Source organism: Streptomyces sp. URMC 126 (assembly GCF_051386555.1).
GTDB lineage: Bacteria > Actinomycetota > Actinomycetes > Streptomycetales > Streptomycetaceae > Streptomyces.
Genome location: NZ_JBPQTX010000019.1, coordinates 21,656 through 42,339, shown reverse-complemented (window position 1 = coordinate 42,339; position 20,684 = coordinate 21,656). Strand labels below are relative to the sequence as shown.

Sequence of the window (20,684 nt, the reverse complement as noted above, 5' to 3'; positions counted from 1 at the left end):
GCGGAGGGGGCCGCCCGGCTCGCACCCGTGACCTCAGCGCTGCCCGGCGGCCCCCTCCGCGGCCTGCCCGGCGCTCCCGGCGCTCTCGGCCGCCTTCTCCAGCTGGAACGCCTCGTTCCCGAGCCCGATCCGGGCGTGCACCTCGGGCCGTACGGACTTCAGAACGGCCCCCAGCACCAGCCCGGCGACCAGCGCCGCCAGGACGATGCCGGGCAGCAGCCAGCGCAGCGGCGAGTCCGGGCCGGAGCCGACCAGCGCGTCGAAGTCCCGGACGGTGATCACGGCGATGACGGTGAGGGCCAGCCCGGCGACGCCGGAGGCGACGAGCCGCCAGGCCTGGGCGCGGGCGGCACCGCGCCGCACGAAGAAGACGATCACGCCGGCGGACGCGGCGATCATCAGCACGGTGACGCCGAGGGCGCAGACGTTGCCCAGCCAGTTGGACAGCCGCAGGACGGGCGCGGTCGGGTCGCCGGTGGGCTTGTCGTCGGTGGCGGCGAAGACGATGACGACGAGCAGCGCGACGGCGCTCTGGAGCAGCGAGCCGTGGGCGGGCGCGCCGCTGGTGCGGGAGGTGCGGCCGACGGCGGCGGGCAGCAGCCCCTCGCGGCCCATGGCGAAGGCGTACCGGGCGACGACGTTGTGGAAGCTGAGCATCGCGGCGAACATGCCGGTCACGTAGAAGAGGTGCATCACGTCGGTGAACCCGGAGCCGAGCCGGTCCTCGGTGAGCCCGAAGAGGAGGTTGGGGCCTTCGGCGAGGGAGAGTTCGTGGATGTGCGACGGTCCGGCGGCGACGGTCAGCGCCCAGGCGCTGATCGCGAAGAAGACGGCGATGAACCCGACGGCGAGGTAGGTGACCCGGGCGACGACGACCTGCGGACGGCTGGTCTCCTCCGAGTAGACGGCGGCCTGTTCGAAGCCGACGAAGGAGGCGATGGTGCCGCAGAAGGCGGTGCCGAGTCCGGCACCGGAGAGGGTGTCGGGGTGGAAGGCCCGGAGGGAGACGCCCTCGGGGCCGGGCGAGCCGAGGCCGGCGACGTCGAAGACCAGGACCATGACGACCTCGACGAGCAGCAGCACGCCGAGCACCTTGACGTTCAGGTCGATCTTCAGCCAGCCGAGGACGCCGACGACCACGACGGCGGTCAGGGCGGGTATCCACCAGGCGACGGTCAGGTCCAGGTGCCGCTGGAGCAGGTTGGACAGCTCGAAGCCGAAGAGGCCGTAGATGCAGCACTGCATGGCGCTGTACGAGACCAGGGCCACGATGGAGGAGGCGGCGCCGGCCGTGCCGCCGAGGCCGCGGGCGATGTACGCGGTGAAGGCGCCCGCGTTGTGCACGTGGCGGCTCATCTCGGCGTAGCCGAAGCTGAAGAGAAGCAGGACCAGCCCGAGGATGACGTACAGCAGGGGCGATCCGACGACGCCCAGTACGCCGAAGGTGACGGGCATGCCGCCGGTGGTCACCATCAGCGGGGCGCTGGCGGCGACGACGGACATCAGGAGGCCGGCCAGGCCGATGCGGTCGGCGCGCAGGCTCCTCTCCTGGCCTTTGAAGGTGCGGATCTCGGCTGGTGTCGTCCTGCCCGTCGGCATGCGGGGGCCGTCCTCACTGTGGTGGGTGGTCGTTCGGTGGTGGATGGTCGTGCGGGGACCTGAGGGGCGTGCAGGGCCCGTGGCGTGTGATGCCCGTGGTTCACCGGGAGCCGAGGGCGGCGCGCCGGGCGGCGCGGTAGGCGGCCTTCGGGTCGCGGTCGGGGTAGGCCCAGGGTTCGCGGGTGACGTGCGGGCCGATCCGGATGAGCAGCGCCGCGGCCTCGGCCAGCCGGCCCTCGTGGAGCTTGGCGTGGGCGAGGAAGTTCAGGTCGACCTTGTGCCGGGGGTGCGGCGGGGCGGCGGGTTTCCGGGCGGTCCGCGGACTCCCGCCCGTCCCCGCCGCACCGCCCGTCCCGGCCGTCCTGCCGGTCCCGGCCGGCGCCCTGCCCGCCCTTGCCCACTCGGCGGCGTCGTCGGCGTCGTCGTCGGTGTCGTTGACGTCCCACTCCAGCCACCAGTCGAAGGCCGTCTTGAGCACCTGGCGGGCCCGGCGGCCGGCCCAGTGCCCGGAGACGGCCGGGTCGCGCGGGACGGTGCCGGCGCGGGCCAGGGCGCGGAACCGCTCGGCGTGGGCGACGACGGGGAGCAGGGCCAGCGGGGAGTCGGCGGGGGCCTGCTCGGCGGCCCAGGCGGCGAAGTCGTACACCTCGTGCAGCGGGTCGTCGTGGCCGGCCTTGTGCGCTGCCAGGCAGGCGGCCATGAGGTGGTGGGCGTGGTGGTGCTCGGGGTGCCGGGCCCGTACCTGGCCGAAGCAGCGGGCGGGCTCGTCGTCGGTGACGCCGGCGTGCGCGAGGAGGAGCAGGCCCAGCCAGGGGGTGGGGTCGTGGGGTGCCATCCGGGCCGCGGCCCGGCAGAGGTTCCGGGCGTTCGCGGCGTCGCCCTTGCGGCGTACGGCGCGGTGGACGGCGGCGCAGGCGAGCAGGGCGGTGGCGTCGGCGCTGTCGGGCTCGGCGAGCAGCCACTCGCGCCCCCAGGCCGTACTGGCCGGCACCTCGGCGAGGACGGTGAGGCGGTGGCCGCGCAGGTCCCAGTCGTCGCCGGTGTCCGCGAGGAGCCGGCGGGTCTCGGCCCACCGCCCCCGGGCCAGCTCGTCACGGACGGTGACCAGCTCGGTGTCGTCGAGTGCGGAGTCGAAGGTCGGCCCGCCCCCCAGCCGAGAGCGGCCCAAGGGGGGTGGAGGGGTCATCGTCGAGCGTCCTCCGCGGAAGTGCGTCCCGTGCGGGGGCCCGGACCCGGGTGCCCGCTGACCGGCAATTGTTGATCACGCACAGCAAAGCGTTAGTCACAGCTCCCCGTCAAGGCCGCCGGGGCCTCCTCCGTACCGGTCTGGATGAACGTCCGAAAGCGGGGTACTCGGGCGGCGTACCGTCCGTGCGGCGACTATCGTCTACCGGGTCAATCCGCGATTGACCGGCAGGTCTTGAGGTGCGCGACGTATGGTCTTCGCCTTCGCCCTGAGCGCGGCTTTCTGCCTCGGTGTCGGGTTCGTCTACCAGCAGAACGCGGCACAGCGGGCTCCCATGAGCGATTTCCTCTCCTTCCGGCTGCTGCTGGACCTGGTGCGGATGCCGCGCTGGCTGGCGGGGATCGGCCTGATGGTGTGCGGCATGGCGCTCGGCGCGGTGGCCCTGAACGACGGCGAGGTCTCGCTGGTCGAGCCGCTGCTCGCGACGAACCTGCTCTTCGCCATGGCCCTCTCCCGGTGGCAGACCAAGCAGTCGCTCGGCTGGACGGGCTGGGGCGGCCTCTGGCTGCTGGCCGGCGGGGTCACCGCCTTCATCGTGGCCGGCCGGCCGCACGGCGGGGAGTCGGTGACCGACCCGCTGCGGCACTGGCTGATCGTCGGCCTGGTCATCGGCGGCGCGCTGGTCCTGGCGGCCGTCTCCAAGCGGCTCCGGATGAGCGCCGAGGCGGCGACCCTCGCGGTGGCCGCCGGGCTGCTCTACGGGCTCCAGGACGCCCTCACCCGGGTCAGCGGCGAACGCTTCCGCGACGGCGGCTGGGCGGCCCTGGTGATCAGCTGGCAGCCGTACGTGGTGCTGGCCCTGGGCGTCACCGGCCTGGTCCTGGTGCAGAGCGCCTTCGAGACCGCCCCGCTGCGGATGTCCCTGCCCGCCCTCACCGCGGCCCAGCCGCTGGCGGGCATCGCCTGCGGGGTGGGCTTCCTCGGCGACCGGCTGCGGACCACGCCCGGGGCGCTGGCCTGGGAGGCGGCCGGCATCGCCGCCATCGTCGTCGGCATCGTCCTGATCGGCCGCCATCCGGCGATGCCGGCGGGGTCGGCGGCACCGGAACTGCGGGACCTCCAGCCGCGCTGAGCCCGCTTGAATAGCACCATGAGCGATCACTCTCAGGCCCTGTCGGCGGACGAGATCCTGGATGTCGTGGACGAACGGGACCGGGTCGTGGGCCAGGCCCCCCGGGCCGAGGTCTACGCCCGCCGCCTCCTCCACCGCTGCACGTTCATCCAGGTACGCGACGCGGCCGGCCGCCTCTTCGTCCACCGGCGCACCGCCCAGAAGCTGATCTTCCCCTCGCACTACGACCTCTTCGTCGGCGGCGTCCTGGGCGCCGGCGAGACGTACGACGCGGCGGCCCTGCGGGAGGCGGAGGAGGAACTGGGCGTGCGGGGACTCCCCGCCCCCACCCCGCTGTTCCGCTTCCTGTACCGGTCGGAGGAGTACGGGGGGTGGTGGTCAGCCGTCTACGAGGTCCGCTGCGACTTGGAGGTCCACCCGCAGGCGGAGGAGGTGGCCTGGTACGGCTTCCTGCCGGAGGAGGAGGTGGAGCGGCGGTTGCCCGAGTGGCAGTGGGTGCCCGATGGGTTGGAGGCGTGGCGGAGACTGCGGGAGTGGCGGGCGGGGTGAGGATGCCGGACGCCCTCAGGGCACTCGCAACGATAGGGCGCACCAATCGCCGCGGGCCTCGGCCGGATCGCTCCGCAGGCCCCCGGTAAGTGGCCGCCGAATCTACTGGAAATCGACCCGAGGCGGATGGACAGGATTTTCGGTGCACACGAAGATACGCATGAGGCCGCGGCCGACATAAACACCGGTCGGAACGTTCGCCCCCGTCGTGTGCACCGCATCCCGGTCCTCCAACGGCACCCAACTGAGCGAGCCGCTGTCCCACTCCCGGTCGTGAATGGTCAGCAGAGGCCTCATTTCGCCCCCGCATGAGCAGTTGATCCGGGCAGGCCCGGTGAGATGCCAGGAGGCGAAGCCGCCGACCTTCCAGCCCGGGGGAATGGAGAGGTCGCCTTGGTAGTCGATTTCGTACGGATCAGAATCCTGCCGACTGTCCTCCGCCGCTTCCAGGATCTCTTCTTCCCAGGCACGGATTCGCTCTTGGAGGTCTTCTCCCAGCAACTCCATGTACTCGTGCTCGACGACTTGTTCCGGGTGGAACGTACAGGAATTTGGAACACATTCGGCGCGCCCCACGACGACCGGCTCCGGATTTACTTCGGCTACCTCAGTGATGTCCCGTGAATTCCTCCACTTAACGAGCACATCCATACTTTGGTCGGGGCCATGCGCTTCGAACGGACACCATAGGACTTGGAGCAGGTCGCAACCCTCGGGCCCGGCGAGGTCCGGCACCTCATGCGCGAAGAGCTGGGCACCGGCCAGCAGAGGGATCGGGTCTTCGTCGCGCAGCTCCGGAGCGTGCAAACCCGGCTGGAGACCCGCCAGGACCTCGCGTTCCGCTTCCGAGGGGCCGGTGCGCGGATCACGCAGCCATGCTTCCTTCAGGATCTGGCGACTCAGGCGCACATCAGCCAGCCGGTGGCCGCGCCCCTTCTCGTGCCTGGCGACGCACACCGGCCAAGGCTCCTCCGCAGGCCACAGAAATGGCCCCGCCACCGAGCTCTCCTCGCGCTTGGGCTTGCCCTGACGCGGATGCAGCCGAGTGCTCGTGCGACGGTGGTGCGTCAGCTCGGGGAAAATCGCTTCGACATCGACAGGACGCTCCGGCGTGGTGCGTGTCACTCTCTCTCCTCCATGTTCGCTCTTGAGCACAGACCCTACCGGCGAGATCAAACTCGCGTCAGCTATGCGGTCCTGACACCGGCCGCCGGATTGTCGAGGAAACCCTTGAGGTTGAAGCCTTGGTTGCCAAACGCTCGGTATTCAAGCCTGATGGGTATCGGATTTGTTCCTTCGTAGATCGGCTTGATGCTGTACTGGACGATCTCGCCCCTGTCTACAGCGTCGTATACCTTCTGCTCGATCAGGTCTCGCTGATACGGCGAGTTCGTGGGATTCTGCGTCTGCGTCACGAGGTTTTGATAGGCCAGCCTCCCCTTCCCCTTTCCCCCGAGGCGGTCGGCGAGCAAGTGTCCCCGGGCCTCGTTGTACAGTTTGCCATTGCCACGCCAGCCCGGCGGGTAAAGAGAGCCGGCCGGGCTTCCCGTGTGCAGCATCTCGCGGCGCAGGCACGCATGGACGCCGGTAGGACGGCCAAGATGGTCGAGCCGCCCGTAGCGAATGCTGCCTCCCCAGTCGTACTGGTCCTGTTTGCAGGACTTGGGAGCCAGGCCGAGAGGGTCGGACCACACCCATGGGTTGATCACATATGCCGAGGGATTGGGTGCCGGGGCCAGTCCCAGCGGGTCGGGGGTCGTGTAACGGGCCGTCTCGGGGTCGTAGTGGCGGAAGAAGTTGTAGTGCAGGCCGGTTTCGGGGTCGGCGTACTGTCCGGGAAAGCGAAGAGGGGTGTAGGCAATGGCGTCAGCGTTCCAGGCGGTGGTGCCCCAGCAGGTGGAGTGTGCCCGCCATGCCGTCTCGCCCGCTTCGGAGACGAGTTCGGTGGGCATGCCGATGAGGTCGGTGACGATGGCGAAGAAGCGGGCGTCGACCTCGTCGGCTCCCAGCGGCTTGCGTTCATACTGGGAGACCGGGTGATAGCCGTCGTACTCCCAGGTGAGGATTGTTCCGGTGACGGAGTCCGACTGCTCCGCCAACCGGCTTCCGTCCCAGGTGAATCGGACGGTTTCCATGATCGCTTGACCATCCGCCGCCAAACGGTGCTTGGCGATGCGCCGACCCAGCGGGTCGTAGGAATAGCGCCATCGTGTGCCGTCCGGAGTGGTGCACGATATGAGACGGTCCTCGGCGTCGTACGTGTATCGCCAGATTTCCGGTTTGCGTGACAGCCTGGTACGGCGACGCTGGACAACGCGGCCGGCGGCGTCGTACTCGTAGCGGACGGAGCCGGCCGAGAGGACACGTGCGCCGTCATACGTACGAGCGCCTCGGGCGTCGGCGCGGCCGCCTGGGACCGGCCAGTCCGCCGAGATCTGGTTGCCCGTGGCGTCGTAGGCATACGTTTCGGCCCAGTCAGGGGCTGTGACGGTGAGCGGCCGGCCGATCGGGTCGAGGGAAATGCGTTTTTCCTGGCGGCCGCCGCCCGGCGTTCGACGGATGATGGAAACCGGGTAGTGGTCGGGCCGGTAGGCGTACTCCGTCGATCGAAGGATCGTTCCTGCGGCCGTGAGGGTGTGCGTGACGGGCCGGTTCAGGACGTCCCAGGCCGTGGTCAGGACGGCTGCGGCTTCTGGCGCGCCCCAGGACCGGGACACCTCGCGGCCGAGGCCGTCAAACGTGAAGGCAAGGGCGTGCCTGTCGATCGCGAGCGAGACGCGGTCGCCCGCCGTGTCGTAGCGCGTGTGACTGACCGCTCCCGTAGGGGTGGTCCGGACGGTGCGACGGCCGAGCCGGTCGTAGGAGTACCGGCTGGTACGGCCGTCCACGGTTTCCGCCACGAGTCTCCCGAGAGCGTCCCACTCCATGGTGAGCGCCGACGTCGGGGAGACGGCGCCGATCAGTTGTCCGTCGGGGCCGTAGGTGTAGCGCGTGACATCCCCGTCGGCGTCACAGGCCACCATGCGGCCCATGGCGTCCCAGGCATAAGTGATCGTCTGGCCCAGCGGGTTGGTGCGGGAGGTGAGGCGGCCCGCGGGATCGTAGGTGTAGCGCGTCCGGCGGTTGTCGAAGTCGGTCTCCGCTGCCAGACGGCCCGCTCGGTCGTAGGTGTAGTCCCAGCTCTGTCCGCAGGGGTTGGTGACCTGAACGAGCCGGAGCTCGGTGTCGTACTTGAACTCGTGCCGGGCGCCGTCCGGAGTGACGCGTACGGTCGGCTTGTCAAAGGGGCCGTACTCGGTAGTCGTCGTGCCACCGTGGGGGTGCGTGTGGGTTCGGCAGTTGCCCTCCCCGTCCCAAGTCCAGGTCTCCCGGCTGCCGTCCGGTGCGACGCGGGCCAGGAGTCGGTCTTCGACACCCCACTCGAAACACTCGGTGTTGTCGGCGGCATCGTCGATACGGACAGGTCGCCCTTGGCAGTCGCGTTCCACACGGGTGACGGCGGAGCGGGCATCGATGATTTCGAGGGGCAGACCGGCTCGGTCGGAGCTGATCCGGATCACGGCACCGAGGGCATCCGTGATGGTGGCCACCGCCCCTGTCCGGTCGTGCGTAAAGCGCGTAACGGTCCCGTCGGGAGCCTCGACGCTGGTGCAATTGCCCAGTTCGTCAAAGGTCTGCCGCCACGTGGAACCGCTTGTGTCCGTGATGTCCACGGGGAGGTTGAGCTCGTTGTAGCGGGCAGTCGCCACGGTTCCGTCGGGCAGTCGGACGGTGGTGAGGTTGCCTGCCTCGTCCCAGGTCAAATCAGTGGAGTGGCCCATGGGATCGGTGTGGGCCAGCAGACGGTCGTAACGGTCCCACGTCTGAAGCGTCGTGTGTCCCAGCGGATCCGTCTCGGCGACGACCTGGAGCCGGTTGTTCAGCCGAAGGGTGGTGACCGCACCGGTGGAGTCGGTGTAGCGGGTTATTCGATGCCCGGTTTCCTCGTCCGTGGCGTACTCGAAGGTGGAGGAGAGGAACCCGCCGGGACCGACCGTGCGCACGATCCGGCCCAGAGTGTCATAGATGTAACGGAAGGTGTGGTCGTTGCGGTCGGTCCAAGACGTGATGCGGCCCTCGGCGTCGTAGGTGAACCTCATCGCCGAACCCGACGAGTTGGTGACGGTGCTGAGATCACCTCGCTCGTCGTAGCCATAGGTGAGGAAGGTGCCGTGTCCTTGAGGACTGGGAAGGGACAAGGCGGTAATGCGTGAGTTCTCGGAAGTGAGCCGTACGAGATAGCCGCCGGTGTGCGAGACGGAGATGGGGGTGCCGTCAGGGCGCCGCATGAAAGTGACGGCGTTGCCGTTGCGGTCGCTGATCTCGTCCAACCAGTGGGAGACGGAGGGGCGGTAAGGGCCACCCGTGAAAGTCCGGGTGACGCCAGTGGATGGGTCCGTGATGAGGAAGGTCGTCTCCCCGTTGTGTTCTCCGCCGTGAGCCAACGGAAGACGGGGGCCTTCAAGTGGGAGCACGGGCTCATCTTCGGGACGCGGCAGCCGGGGGTACACCAGCAGTGATCCGTCTTCGCGGGCCCAGACGGCGCCGCCGCCGACCGGATCGGGCTCGATGCGTTCGTCCAGGGTGGAGGCCCAGCTCCGGCCGAACCACTGACCGTAGCGGTATTGCGACAGGTGCGTACGGCGAAGGACGAGTGGAAGCACACCGGGGAGGGAGAGATCCGTTTCGGGGAGCAGCATCTCGCCCGTGGCAATGTCGACAGGATCGTTTTTGCAGACCGTCTTCTCCAGCGGGATCCCATGGCGTCGCGGGTCGCCCTTCGCATCCCGCAGGGAGGCCGGCTTGACGTGTGGTGAGGATCCGCCGGACTTGCCCGCGCCGGGAGCGTCGCTGACATCCTTGTTCTTGATCTGCCGGAACTTGTCGCGCTCGTGGTGGTCCTGCCGCTGATGGGCACGTCCGGCCTGGGTGAGACCCTTGCCCACGTCGTCAAGGTGCTGGTGCAGCTTGCCGTGAGCGTCCCCGAGGGACCTCACCGCCTTGTCGACGGCCTGCTCGATGGCTCTGGCGAGCGAGCCGCGCCCCCTCGTTTTGTCGAAGTGGCGGCGGCCGGCGCGAAGGTGGGTGCCTCCCTTTTCGTTCAGGCTGCGGGAGTGCTCGTGGACGGCACCCGTGAAAGTCCCGTGCTCATGCTCGTCGAAGACGAGGTCTCCGGACCCTCCGCCGGTGCTGTCGAGGACCAGGCCCCCGCCGGCGCTCGCGAGAGTCAGGCCCTGCTTGCCCGCTTGGACGGTCTGCTTGAGGTCCACACCGTCCTGGGCCCCCAGGCCGTCGGAGACGACCTGAACGACCAGGTCCGTGGCCATGGCGTCGAGAGCGCTGAAGACAGGGCCGGTAGCTATGGAGAGGACCTCCTGGGCCGCAGCCCGGGCCGCATCCTTGAACAGCCGCTTGACGACGGTGCGCGTGACGGCGACACCGCTCAACGCGCCGAGCTCCGAGAAGCCCAGGGTGATGGGGGCGGCCGCCTGGGCGGCCGCCACTTCGGACGCCAGAATGCCGAGTTGGACGATGGCCGCGCCTTTGGCACCCGCCACGACCACGGCCGCACTGTCCAGGCCACCGGCCAGCAGCCTGCCCGCCTCGGCGAGATTGTGCAGGTGCTTGCCGTTGAGCTTGCGAACGTGGGCCTCGACGGCATCCGTCATCTGGCCGCGATTGGTGGAGAGAAGGCGGTTGAGCGCGACGTTCGAGTCGCCACGGCCGCTGTCCACCGCCTCGGCGAAGGAACGCAAAGACTTCGCCATCTCACGGTAGTCGTCCTCGTCCACATTCGGCCAATTCACGCCGATCAGGTCCAGAACCTTGGCGAGTTTGTCCGGCAGGACGACTCCCATTTGATGTACCCCCTGGCCGCGAGCGGTGCGCACTGATGAACTATCAGCCGATTACTCTAGTGCCGCCGCAGCAAGGTACCGTTCGTCCTGCCAATGACTGCGCGAAGGGCTACATCCGCGGGCCAGAGCGACGTTCTCAAGGGCTGCCCTGCACTGCCTCTGTGACGCGCCCGTCGACCTGCGCGGCGCCCGACGCCGACGCGCGCCGCCCCTGCGCCCTGGGCCGACTACGACGTGTAGTCCCGCTCGTTCGTCGCCGGCCTGCGGGCAGCCGCGGCGCGCTGCGCCACATGAGCCGCTCGCTCACCGCGCGCAGCGCGCCCCGCGTCCGGGCGTCAGCTCCAGCGCTGGTGCTTGATGCTGCCGTCGTAACCGGCGTAAACGGGCGTGCCGGCGATGGGCTTGATGCCGAGGGTGAGCCCGGTGGCCTTGTTGGTCAGCCGCCAGCCCATGGAGTCCTTGATCTCACGCCACTTCTGGTTCTTGCCGCCGTTGCACACGCCCGCGCGGACTTCGCCGTTCTTCTTGCTGTCGAGGCAGAAGTCGTGGTCCGCGGTCTTGAGGACGAACGTTCCGTCCGACTGCTTGGTCTCCTTCCACTTCGCCAGGTAGGAGCCGCAGGAGCCCGCGCCGACCCAGAAGCCGTTGGCCACCAGGCACTTGCCGTTGCCCTTGTTCTTCCAGGTGACCGTCTTACTGGCGGCGAACGCCTCCCCGGAAGCGCTGAGCATCAGGGCCGGAGCGAGAATCGCGGTGGCCGCGAACGTACCTATCAGGCGCTTCATCATGGTTCCCCTCCTGAAGACCGCGGGGAATCCCGACAGCAGCGGTCACCGGACCCGATCCGCGACGAGGGGCGCGTGGCGCGAACCGGGCCCCGCCGGGCGCCGTACGCGTCTTGGCGTCGGCGCGCGGCAGCCCTCCGGACCGGCCGAAGGCGCACCGGCCTCGGCTCGTTCGCCGCATCCCCCGCTCACGTCCCCGTGAGTCCGTGCCCCTGTCTGCCCGACACCTCTGCGACCGTGGTCCTCTTACTGGTCGGCGCGATCCTATCTCCGCATGATCACGACAGGCAAAGCGCCACCTGGGCGCCCTACGGGACGAGCACGAGCTTCCCCCGCGTATGCCCCTCCGCACTCCGCCGCTGCGCCTCGGCCGCCCGCTCCAGCGGGAACGCCTCCGCCACCTCCACGCACAGCCGCCCCCGCTCCGCGAGGTGCGCCAGTGCGGCCAGGTCCGCCGCGTCGGGGCGGACCCAGAGGAGCCGGCCGCCCATCTCGGTCACGGCGGGGTCGGTGATGGAGACCAGCCGGGCGTCGGGGACGGTGATGAGGGAGGACGTCTTGATCACTCCGCCGCCGACGAAGTCGAGGACGACGGAGGCGCCCTCGGGCGCGAGCGCGCGGAAGCGGTCGACGAGGCCGTCGCCGTAGGCGATCGGCTCGGCGCCGATCGAGCGCAGGTACGCGTGGTTGCCCTCGCTCGCCGTGCCGATCACCCGGGCCCCGGTGTTCCGGGCGAGCTGGACGGCGAGCGAGCCGACGCCGCCGGCCGCCGCGTGGATGAGGACGGTGTCGTGGGGGCCGACGCGGGCCGCCCGCAGGGCCTGGTAGGCGGTGAGGCCGGCCAGCGGCAGGCCCGCCGCCTGTTCGAACGAGACGTTGGCGGGCTTGCGGGCCAGGGTGCGGACGGGGGCGGCGACGAACTCGGCGTAGGTGCCGCGGGAGAGGAAGTCCTCCCGGACGTAGCCCATGACCTCGTCGCCGACCTGGAACTCGGGCGTGTCCGCGCCGAGCCGGACCACGATCCCGGACACGTCCCAGCCTGGGATGACCGGGAAGACCGCGTCGAGCTGCCCGTCCAGGTACCCGGCCTGCGCCTTCCAGTCGACCGGGTTGACCGCCGCCGCCCTGACCCCGATGAGGACGGAGTCGGGGCCGACCTTGGGCTCCGGGACCTCGCCGTACTCCAGGACCTCCGGTCCGCCGTAGGCGCGGTAGCTGACAGCCTTCATAGTGATGCTCCTCGGGTCCTCGGGTCCTCAGGTCCTGAAAGTCGTCGCGAACGGTGTTCAGCGCGTGGCGCCCGCCGTCTCAGCGTCCGCCGCCGGGACGGAGCCCGCCACCGCAGCGGACCGCAGGGTGTGAATCGTCCGCAGTCCGAGCGCGGCGACCAGCGACACCAGCAGGAACGCGACGGCCGCGATCACGAACGTCAGGGTGAACTGGCTCTCGGCGGGCAGCTTGGGCAGGCCCGGCGGAAGGTGCTCGACGCTCTTGGAGGCGAGGACGGTGGTGACCATGGCGCTGCCGATGGCGCTGCCGGTGGAGCGGGAGATGGAGTTGATGCCGTTGGCGATGCCGGTCTGGTGCGGCGGCACGCTGCCGACGATCACGGCGGGCATGGCCGCGTAGCCGAAGCTGATGCCCGCGCCGACCAGCATCCCGCCGGCGATCACGGAGAACGCGTGGTCGTGGTCGAGGGCGAGCCAGCCGAAGCCCAGCAGGCCGGCGAGCGAGGCCAGGTAGAGCACCCGGCGGGGGCCGTGCTGCCGGACGAGCTTGCCGCCGACGGGCGCGGCGAGCAGCGAGACCAGGGTGCCGGGGAGCAGGAACTCGACGGAGGCCCGCAGGATGCTCGCGTCGAAGCCGTAGCCGGTGAGCTTCGACGGCATCTGGACGAGGTACGAGACGCCGATGAACAGGGCGAACGAGCCGAAGCCGACGAGCAGCCCGGCGAGGTTGGCGAAGAGGACCGGCCGGTGGGCGAACATCCGCATGTCGACCAGCGGCTCCTTGACCTTCCGCTCGACGAGCGTCCACACGGCGGCCATGACCGCCGCGCCGACGAAGCAGCCGATCGTACGGGCCGAGGACCAGCCCCACTCGTGGCCCTGCGAGACGGGCAGCAGGAGCAGGACGAGGGCGGCGGCCAGGGTGAGGGCGCCGAGGACGTCCGTCCGGCCGCCGGTGGTCTCGCGGGTGGCGGGGACGAGCGTGACGACCGCGATCAGGGCCAGCGCGGCGAGGCCGGTGGCCAGCCAGAAGGCGCTGCGGTAGTCGGGGTTGTCACCGGAGGTGAGCAGGCCGACGGCGACCAGGGCGAGGCCGGAGCCGAACGCCAGGGTGCCGCTGACCAGGGCCATCGCGCCGGGCAGCCGGGCCGGGCGGATCTCCTCGCGGAGCACGGACAGGGCGAGCGGGAAGATCGCGGTGGCGGCGCCCTGGAGCACCCGGCCGACGATCAGCCAGAGCAGCGAGTGGGTGGTGGCGGCCAGTACGGATCCGGCCACCATGACCACGAGGACGCCGACGAGCGTCTGCTTCTTGCCGTGCTGGTCGCCGAAGCGGCCGAGCAGCGGGGTGAAGACGGCGGCGGAGAGCAGGGTGGCGGTGGTGACCCAGCTGACGTTGGCCGGGGTCGTCTCCAGGTCGCTCTGGATCAGGCCGAGGATCGGCACCACCAGGGTCTGCATCATCGAGACCACCATGGCGGCGAGGCTCAGGGCGAAGACGATGACCGTCTCGCTCCGCTGCCGGGCCGGGGTGGCGGGCGCTGGTGTGGGCATGGCCGGTTCGTTCCTCCGTTTGCTGCGCGAAGCCGGGCGCTTCACGGCATCGATGCGTGACGGCATGGATGCTTTACGACATTGATGCTTCACTTCATTGACCCTTGAGGTCATCAAGCAACCGGGCAACGGTAGGCCGAATACTTGAGGTCGTCAAGTTAATGATTGAGAGCCTCAAGCGCTTCAGTAGACTGCTGCCATGACCGCCCCGACCTCCCCCAGCAAGTCCGAGCTCCTGGAACTCGTGGCGGCACTCGGCACCGCCCAGTGGCAGGACTTCACCGCCTCCGCCGCCCGGCACGGCCTCACCGGCGTCCAGGCCAAGCTGCTCGCCCAGCTCAAGGGCCCGGTGCCGATGCGCGGCCTGGCCACCCTGCTGGTCTGCGACGCGTCCAACGTCACCGGCATCGTCGACCGGCTGGAGGCGCGCGGCCTGGTCCGCCGGGAGCCCGACCCCTCCGACCGCCGGGTGAAGAACGTGGTGGCCACCGAGGAGGGCCGGGAGACCATCCGCCGGGTCAGGGAGGAGATGATGCGGGCCACCGACGACGCCCTCGACTCCCTCGACGATGAGGAGCGGGCCGTGCTGCACGGGCTGCTGGAGCGGCTGCGCACCGGCCTGGAGCGCCGGGACTGAGCGGAGGCCACCCTCCCGCACCCCTACGGAGCCCGCCCTCCCATATCGCCGCGCCCGTCCGTATTCTGACGGCCGGTCCGGTTCCGCGCACCCGGCGCGGGCCGGGCGCATCCCGAGGAGAGGCGCGCACGATGTCGAGCACCAGCACCCCCCTGACCGGCCCCGACGGGGCCGCCGGACCGACCGCGGGACCGGAGGCCGTCCCCGCCCCCTACACCGTGTCCCTGGCACCCGGGGTGAGCGCCTACGTGCAGCCCGACGGCGGCTGGTGCCTCAACAACGCGGGCTTCGTCACCGACGGCGGCCGCACCCTGCTGATCGACACCGCCCCGACCATCCGCCGCGCGGAGCTGCTGCGCGACGCCGTCGCGGCGAGCGGCGCCCCGGCGCCCTCCCTCGTCGTCAACACCCACCACCACGGCGACCACACCTACGGCAACTGCGTCTTCGCCCCCGAGGCGACGATCGTCGGGCACGCCGGCTGCCGCGAGCAGACCCTGGCCGTCGGCCCGCAGCTGCACGCCATCTGGCCCTGGGTGGAGTACGGCGACGTCCGGATCACCCCCGCCACCCTCACGTACACCGACGAACTCACCGTGCACATCGGTGACACGGAGGTGCGGCTGATCCACCCCGGCCCGGCGCACACGGTCGGCGACACCATCGTCTGGCTGCCGGAGCGGCGGATCGTGTTCACCGGCGACCTGGTCTTCAACGGCGGCACGCCGTTCATCCCGTTCGGCTCGCTCAGCGGCTCGCTCGCCGCCCTGGACGTGCTGCGCGAGCTGGACGCGGAGACCGTCGTCCCCGGCCACGGCCCGGTGACGGACCCCGGGGTGTACGACACCGTGGAGCGCTACTTCCGGTACGTCGAGGAGCTGGCGCGCGCCGGGCACGCGGCGGGGCACACCCCGCTGGAGACGGCGCGCGCGGCGGACCTCGGCGAGTTCGCGGCGCTCCAGGAGAGCGAGCGGCTGGTCGGCAATCTGCACCGGGCTTACGCGGAGCTGGACGGGCTGCCGCTGGGGGCGCCGCTCGACCTGCCGGTGGTGCTGGGGGACATGGCCGAGATGAACGGCGGCAAGCCGCTGTCCTGCCACGCGTGACACCCGGCCGCCCCCGCCGCGCGTGCCGCCCCCGGCGGCCTACGGCCGGAGCGCCCGCAGCAGGAGGTCGGCGAGGTGGTCGCCGACCTCCTGCGGCGTCAGCGGTCCGTCCGGGCGGTACCAGCTGCCGAGGTGGTGCAGCGAGCCGAAGTGGTAGTCCACCACCAGGTCGGCGGGGGTCGCCCGGCTGAACACCCCCGTCCGCTGCCCCTCTTCGACGAGTGCCCGGAACCGCTCGTGGTAGCGGCGGCGTTCGGCCCGCACCCGCCGGTACTGCTCGGGGCCGAGCTGGTGCATCGAGCGGAAGAAGATCTTCGTGTCGTCCAGGTTCTCGATGGTGGTCACCGCGACGTCCGCCGCCGCGTCGCGCAGCCGCTGTTCCACCGGCGCGTCCCGGCTCGCCACGGCGTCGAGCCGCTCCTGCTGCTGGCGCAGGACCCGGGCGTAGATCTCGTGCAGCAGGTCGTCCTTGGAGCCGAAGTAGTGGTACAGGGCGCCCTTGGTGACTCCGGCGGCCTCGACGATCTCCTGTACGGAGGTCCGGTCGTATCCCTGGTCGGCGAACAGCCGGGTGGCGGCGGCCAGCAGCCGCTGTGGCACCGGCCGCCCCGCGCACCCCGACGTTCCGTATGTGCCCGCTCTCCCCGCCCTCTTCATCGTCCCCACCCCTTTGTCGCCTGGTGTCGCTGATGTGCCGTGCCGACCGGCACGGCTCCCCCGGTGGGATCTTGCCACTCACGCGTTCGAGCGGTCCGGGCAGTACCCCCGCCCCGCCCGGGAGTTGGGCATTCCGCCTGCCCCGCGGCCCGTCCCGGACACCGCGCCCGCGCGCCCGGCGCCCGGTTCGCGCGCCCGGGGCACCGGAACGCGCCACACGGCGGACGAACGAAGGAACGGGCGCCGGAAGGCTGGACAGCCCCCCTTGACAGCAGGACCATGCGCGCACACCGGACCGGCACAGGGGGCTCCATGGCGGACATGAGTGTGCAGCCGTACTGGGAACTGACCTTCGGCAAGGACGGGCGCGTCGAACCCGGCGAACGGGACGCCCTCCTCCAGGGCGCCGCCGACGGACGCCTCACCGATGTGATCGTCTTCGCGCACGGCTGGAACAACACCCGCGCCACGGCCACCGCCCTCTACCGCCGCTTCTTCACCCCCTTTCCCACCCTCCTCGACACCCTCGCCGCCCCCGCCGGCCCGCCGCGCGTCGGCTACGTGGGGGTGGTCTGGCCCTCGCTCCGCTTCGCCGACGAGGCGCCGCCCTTCCTCGCCGCCCCACCGGTCCCGCCCGACGGCCCCGTCGCCGGGCCCGGGCTGCCGCCCGGCACCCGCGAGGCGCTGGCGCTGGTCTTCCCCGGCCGGGAGGCGGTGATCGGCAGACTGGCGGAGCTGGCCGAGCGGCAGCCCGAGGACCGGGCCCGGCTGGAGGAGTTCACCGGCCTCGTCCGCACCCTGGTCAACCCGCGTCCCCGGGAGGCCGAACGCGAGGGGAGCGCCGACGACGCGTGGACGCGCGACACCGAGTCCGAACCGATGGTTCCGGCCATGTTCACCGACAGCGCGGTGGAGGTGTGCGGACGCTTCGCGACGGCGCTGGAGTCCACCGGCGCGGTCCCGGCGCCCGGCCTGTTCGGCGGCGCCCTCGGCCGGGTCTGGCGCGGGGCGCTCGAACTGCTGCGGCAGGGCACCTACTGGGAGATGAAACGGCGGGCCGGCGTCGTCGGGCGGCAGGGGCTCGGTCCGGTGGCGGGCGAGCTCGCCGGGCGCGGCCCGCGCGTCCACCTGGTCGGCCACAGCTTCGGCGCCCGGCTCGTCGCGTTCGCGCTCGGCGGGCTCCCCGACGGCGTCCGCGTCGCGTCGCTCACCCTGCTCCAGGGCGCCTTCTCGCACTACGCCTTCGCGCCCCGGCTGCCGTTCGCGCCCCGCCGGGGCGGGGTCCTGCACGATCTGACCGACCGGGTCGAGGGCCCGCTGGTCTGCTGCCACTCCCGGCACGACACCGCCCTCGGCACCCTCTACCCCCTCGCGTCCCGGCTCGCCGGCGACGCCGACTCGCTGCTCGGCGTGGACACGACGCGCTGGGGCGCCCTCGGCTACGACGGCGCCCGGGAGGTGCCGGGCTGCGCGGCCCGCACCCTGGCCGAGGCCCTGGCGGACGGCCTCCCGCCCGGCGGCTGCGTCAACGTCGACGCCTCGGAGGTCGTCCGGACGGGTGGTCCGCCCTCCGGCGCCCACAGCGACATCTGCCACGAGGAGCTCGCACGTGTCGTCCTTCTCGCCGGACTGGGCATGCGCTAGCGGACGGGACCGACCCGCGCCGCCCGGAGGGATCCGAAACGCGCCGCGGTACGTCCCAGCCGTGTCGGCCCTCCGCGGCCGGCACCAGGCCGTCCGAGTCCGCTCGCCGGAGGTGGGAAGCAGTGGCAGGTTTCAGAGCTCTCGCACGAGAGGTGCGCAACCCGGGGAACACCATCGCTCTGCGACGGACGTCCCTCCGCAAGTGCCTCGAACGCTTCGCCCCGTACGGTCACCGGGCCACCTGGCACCATCTGTGCGCCCGGGCGGGGCTGGCCCCCGACGACCGCGCGCCCGACCCGGAGCGGCTGATCCGGGCGCTGGAGGAACTGGAGGAGGCCCGGGAGCTGTGGCTGGCGTACGAGGTGGAGTTCGCCGGCCGCCGTCGGCGCGAGAAGCACGACGGCATCCGCCAGCCCACCGCCCTCGACGACTGGCACCGCAACACCTGGGGCGGGTGTGACATCGTCCCCTGTGCCTCCCCCGACCTCCAGCCGCGGGCCCGGCTGGCGGACGTGCTGCGGCGGGTGATCGACGCCATGGAGTCGGCCCCGGGGGACTCCTGCCCGGTCTGCGCGCAGGAGCGCATCGAGTGGCGGACGGGGCTGGAGCGGCACCCGTGGGAGGGACCGGTGTGCACGGACTGCGGGATCGTGGTGCCGGTCGCCGTCCTCACACCCCCGGCGCTGGCGGCTGCCCGGCGGTACGCGTTCGCTCCCCGGTACGCGGCGGCGTGAGGGGACGGCGGGCCTTCCGGAGGGCGCCGCGCGGGCGCCGCCCTCCGGAAGCCGCCCCGGGCCGGACGGGTTCGGCTCAACGCCGGGACGGGTTCAGCTCAGCAGGGAGCCACAGCCCCGCCGCCCGCCGAACCGGTCGTCCGGGTTGGACAGCGCGCACTTGTCCAGCGAGAGACAGCCACAGCCGATGCACCCGTCGAGCCGGTCCCGCAGCCGCTCCAGCCGCTTGATCCGCTCGTCGAGCTCGCCGCGCCACGCCTCGGACAGCCGCGCCCAGTCCTCGGCGGTCGGCGTGCGCTCCTCCGGCAACTGCGCCAGCGCCTCACGGATCGTGGCGAGCGGGATGCCCACCCGCTGCGCGGCCCGGATGAAGGCCACCCGGCGCAGCGCGTCGCGGTCGAACCGACGCTGGTTCCCGGCCGTGCGGCGGCTGCTGATCAGCCCCTTGGACTCGTAGAAGTGCAGGGCGGAGACGGCGGCGCCGCTGCGGGCCGCCAGTTGCCCGACGGTGAGTTCGTGAACGGTCGTGGGTATCTGTGGCACGGTTCCCGACCCTACGTCAGTGATCGGCGCCCGGGGCGGCCCGGTGGCCGACCATGCGCAGGGCCAGGCCCGCGTACAGCTCGCCGACCTCCTCCGGCGTGCGCTTGCCGTCGTCGCGGAACCAGCGGGCGACGTCCACGCAGAGGGAGAGCAGGGCGAGGCTGGTGCCGCGGACGTCGGGGACGTCGAACTCCCCCGAGGCGACGCCGTCCTCGACGATCGACCGGACCGCGGCGTCGGTCTCCCGGCGCAGTTCGGTGATCTCGGCCCGGTGGTCCTCGGCGAGCGCCCCCAGCTCGTACTGGACGACCCGGGCGGTGGTGTGGTGTTCGGCGTGCCAGCGCACGAACGTCCGTACCGCGTCGGCCAGTCGCTCGGCCGCGCTGCCGGAGCCGTCCCGGGCGCGGGTGAGGAGGTCCCGCGCGAGCCGGTGGCCGACTCCGCTGATGCGGTGGAGGAGGTCCTCCTTGGTACGGAAGTGGATGTAGAGGGCGGCGGGGCTCATGCCGGCGCGGCCGGCGATGTCCCGGGTGGTGGTGGCGTGGTAGCCGCGCTCGGCGAACGCCTGGACGGCGGCGGTGAGCAGCCGCCGGGCCGCGTCCGGTGTGACGTCCGCCCACTCCTCGGTCCGTCCGCCCCCGGCGTCCATGCGTCCCCCTCGTCTCGGCTCGTCCCGGCTCGTCTCAGGCTTCTTATCGGGCCTTCCCGGCCCTCCCCCGGCCCCCGGCCCGGCCGGCGGGAACGACACCTTACCCCGCGGCTGAGCAGGCGCTCGGCCCGCGTACGAGGCGGCGGGCGCGGGCATGCTGCCCTCAGGCGGCGGTCACGGACCGGCCCCGGGCCGGCTCCGGACGGAAGGGGGACGGCATGGCGCGCGGACGGGTACGAGCGCTGGGACGGGGACGGGCGGACTGGGCGCGGCGGGACGGACTGCCCCTCGCGGCGGCCGCCCTGACCGGCACGGTGGCGCTCCTCATGCTGCTCGTGGTCTTCGGCAACATCACGGACTTCGACACCAACCGGCAGTTCGTCCGGCACGTCCTGGCGATGGACACGACGTTCGGCGACGACGACCTGACCTGGCGGGCCGTCACCGCGCGGCCCCTGCAGGACGGCGTCTACGTGCTGATCATCGCGTGGGAGGCGCTGACGGCGGCGGTCCTGACGCTGGCGACGGTGCGGTGGGCGCGCGGACTGCGGCACGGTCTCCTCGCCCCGGCCCGGCGCGCCACCACGCTGGGGCTGGTGCTCTACCTGCTGCTGTTCGGCGTGGGGTTCCTGGCCGTCGGCGGCGAGTGGTTCGCGATGTGGCAGTCCTCGCGGTGGAACGGGGTGCCCGCCGCCGAGCGCCATGTGGTGCTGGGCGGTCTGGTGCTGCTGGTCGTCCATCTGCCGGGGCTGCGGGACGACGGCGTCCCGGGCTGACCGCCGG

Annotated in this window: 17 protein-coding genes; 7 read left to right on the top strand and 10 right to left on the bottom strand. The window is 71.5% G+C overall.

Going from position 1 to position 20,684, the window contains the following annotated elements:
* Positions 1 to 33: 33 nt before the first annotated feature.
* Together ACSNOK_RS04420 and ACSNOK_RS04415 are read right to left on the bottom strand one after the other, a co-directional pair.
* Positions 34 to 1,599: an APC family permease gene (locus tag ACSNOK_RS04420; protein WP_436779221.1), complete on the bottom strand. Its 1,566-nt coding sequence runs from the start codon at positions 1,597 to 1,599 to the stop codon at positions 34 to 36.
* A gap of 100 nt (positions 1,600 to 1,699) precedes the next feature.
* Positions 1,700 to 2,785, bottom strand: a complete 1,086-nt coding sequence (locus ACSNOK_RS04415; protein ID WP_436779220.1) for a hypothetical protein — start codon at positions 2,783 to 2,785, stop codon at positions 1,700 to 1,702.
* 250 nt (positions 2,786 to 3,035) lie between these two features.
* Here ACSNOK_RS04415 and ACSNOK_RS04410 point away from each other — a divergent pair, with 250 nt between their 5' ends.
* Entirely contained in the window at positions 3,036 to 3,917 is an 882-nt protein-coding gene (locus ACSNOK_RS04410; RefSeq protein WP_436779219.1) for a DMT family transporter, read from the top strand.
* Between the two features lie 18 nt (positions 3,918 to 3,935).
* Complete coding sequence (locus tag ACSNOK_RS04405) at positions 3,936 to 4,466, top strand: NUDIX hydrolase (RefSeq protein WP_436779218.1); 531 nt, start codon at positions 3,936 to 3,938, stop codon at positions 4,464 to 4,466.
* Between the two features lie 102 nt (positions 4,467 to 4,568).
* Here the strand turns inward: ACSNOK_RS04405 and ACSNOK_RS04400 are convergent, their stop codons facing one another.
* The 5 genes from ACSNOK_RS04400 to ACSNOK_RS04380 form a co-directional block, all read right to left on the bottom strand.
* The gene (locus ACSNOK_RS04400) at positions 4,569 to 5,591 is read right to left on the bottom strand and encodes a hypothetical protein (protein WP_436779217.1); all 1,023 of its coding nucleotides are present in this window, start codon (positions 5,589 to 5,591) and stop codon (positions 4,569 to 4,571) included.
* A gap of 62 nt (positions 5,592 to 5,653) precedes the next feature.
* Positions 5,654 to 10,363: a DUF6531 domain-containing protein gene (locus ACSNOK_RS04395; protein ID WP_436779216.1), complete on the bottom strand. Its 4,710-nt coding sequence runs from the start codon at positions 10,361 to 10,363 to the stop codon at positions 5,654 to 5,656.
* A 335-nt stretch (positions 10,364 to 10,698) separates the two neighbouring features.
* Positions 10,699 to 11,151 carry an RICIN domain-containing protein gene (locus ACSNOK_RS04390; protein ID WP_436779215.1) on the bottom strand — a complete coding sequence of 151 codons (453 nt, stop codon included), beginning with the start codon at positions 11,149 to 11,151 and terminating at the stop codon, positions 10,699 to 10,701.
* Between the two features lie 305 nt (positions 11,152 to 11,456).
* Positions 11,457 to 12,377 (bottom strand): NADP-dependent oxidoreductase, encoded by a 921-nt coding sequence (locus tag ACSNOK_RS04385; protein ID WP_436779214.1) that lies wholly within the window; start codon positions 12,375 to 12,377, stop codon positions 11,457 to 11,459.
* 57 nt (positions 12,378 to 12,434) lie between these two features.
* Positions 12,435 to 13,931, bottom strand: a complete 1,497-nt coding sequence (locus tag ACSNOK_RS04380; protein ID WP_436779213.1) for an MFS transporter — start codon at positions 13,929 to 13,931, stop codon at positions 12,435 to 12,437.
* Positions 13,932 to 14,130: 199 nt separating this feature from the next.
* Here ACSNOK_RS04380 and ACSNOK_RS04375 point away from each other — a divergent pair, with 199 nt between their 5' ends.
* Both ACSNOK_RS04375 and ACSNOK_RS04370 read left to right on the top strand, forming a co-directional pair.
* Positions 14,131 to 14,568 (top strand): MarR family winged helix-turn-helix transcriptional regulator, encoded by a 438-nt coding sequence (locus tag ACSNOK_RS04375; protein ID WP_436779212.1) that lies wholly within the window; start codon positions 14,131 to 14,133, stop codon positions 14,566 to 14,568.
* Between the two features lie 131 nt (positions 14,569 to 14,699).
* On the top strand, positions 14,700 to 15,674 hold the full coding sequence (locus ACSNOK_RS04370; RefSeq protein ID WP_436779211.1) for an MBL fold metallo-hydrolase: 975 nt from the start codon (positions 14,700 to 14,702) through the stop codon (positions 15,672 to 15,674).
* A gap of 39 nt (positions 15,675 to 15,713) precedes the next feature.
* On the opposite strand, the gene ACSNOK_RS04365 is transcribed toward ACSNOK_RS04370, so the two are convergent.
* Positions 15,714 to 16,331 carry a TetR/AcrR family transcriptional regulator gene (locus ACSNOK_RS04365; protein ID WP_436779210.1) on the bottom strand — a complete coding sequence of 206 codons (618 nt, stop codon included), beginning with the start codon at positions 16,329 to 16,331 and terminating at the stop codon, positions 15,714 to 15,716.
* A gap of 312 nt (positions 16,332 to 16,643) precedes the next feature.
* Here ACSNOK_RS04365 and ACSNOK_RS04360 point away from each other — a divergent pair, with 312 nt between their 5' ends.
* Together ACSNOK_RS04360 and ACSNOK_RS04355 are read left to right on the top strand one after the other, a co-directional pair.
* Positions 16,644 to 17,975: a serine-threonine protein kinase gene (locus tag ACSNOK_RS04360; RefSeq protein ID WP_436779209.1), complete on the top strand. Its 1,332-nt coding sequence runs from the start codon at positions 16,644 to 16,646 to the stop codon at positions 17,973 to 17,975.
* A 122-nt stretch (positions 17,976 to 18,097) separates the two neighbouring features.
* On the top strand, positions 18,098 to 18,709 hold the full coding sequence (locus tag ACSNOK_RS04355) for a hypothetical protein (RefSeq protein WP_436779208.1): 612 nt from the start codon (positions 18,098 to 18,100) through the stop codon (positions 18,707 to 18,709).
* 93 nt (positions 18,710 to 18,802) lie between these two features.
* On the opposite strand, the gene soxR is transcribed toward ACSNOK_RS04355, so the two are convergent.
* Together soxR and ACSNOK_RS04345 are read right to left on the bottom strand one after the other, a co-directional pair.
* Positions 18,803 to 19,252, bottom strand: a complete 450-nt coding sequence (soxR, locus tag ACSNOK_RS04350) for a redox-sensitive transcriptional activator SoxR (RefSeq protein WP_436779207.1) — start codon at positions 19,250 to 19,252, stop codon at positions 18,803 to 18,805.
* 16 nt (positions 19,253 to 19,268) lie between these two features.
* Positions 19,269 to 19,901, bottom strand: a complete 633-nt coding sequence (locus ACSNOK_RS04345) for a TetR/AcrR family transcriptional regulator (protein WP_436779206.1) — start codon at positions 19,899 to 19,901, stop codon at positions 19,269 to 19,271.
* A gap of 218 nt (positions 19,902 to 20,119) precedes the next feature.
* Between ACSNOK_RS04345 and ACSNOK_RS04340 the strand changes: the two genes are divergently transcribed.
* Positions 20,120 to 20,677 carry a DUF2165 domain-containing protein gene (locus ACSNOK_RS04340; RefSeq protein WP_436779205.1) on the top strand — a complete coding sequence of 186 codons (558 nt, stop codon included), beginning with the start codon at positions 20,120 to 20,122 and terminating at the stop codon, positions 20,675 to 20,677.
* Positions 20,678 to 20,684 lie beyond the last annotated feature (7 nt).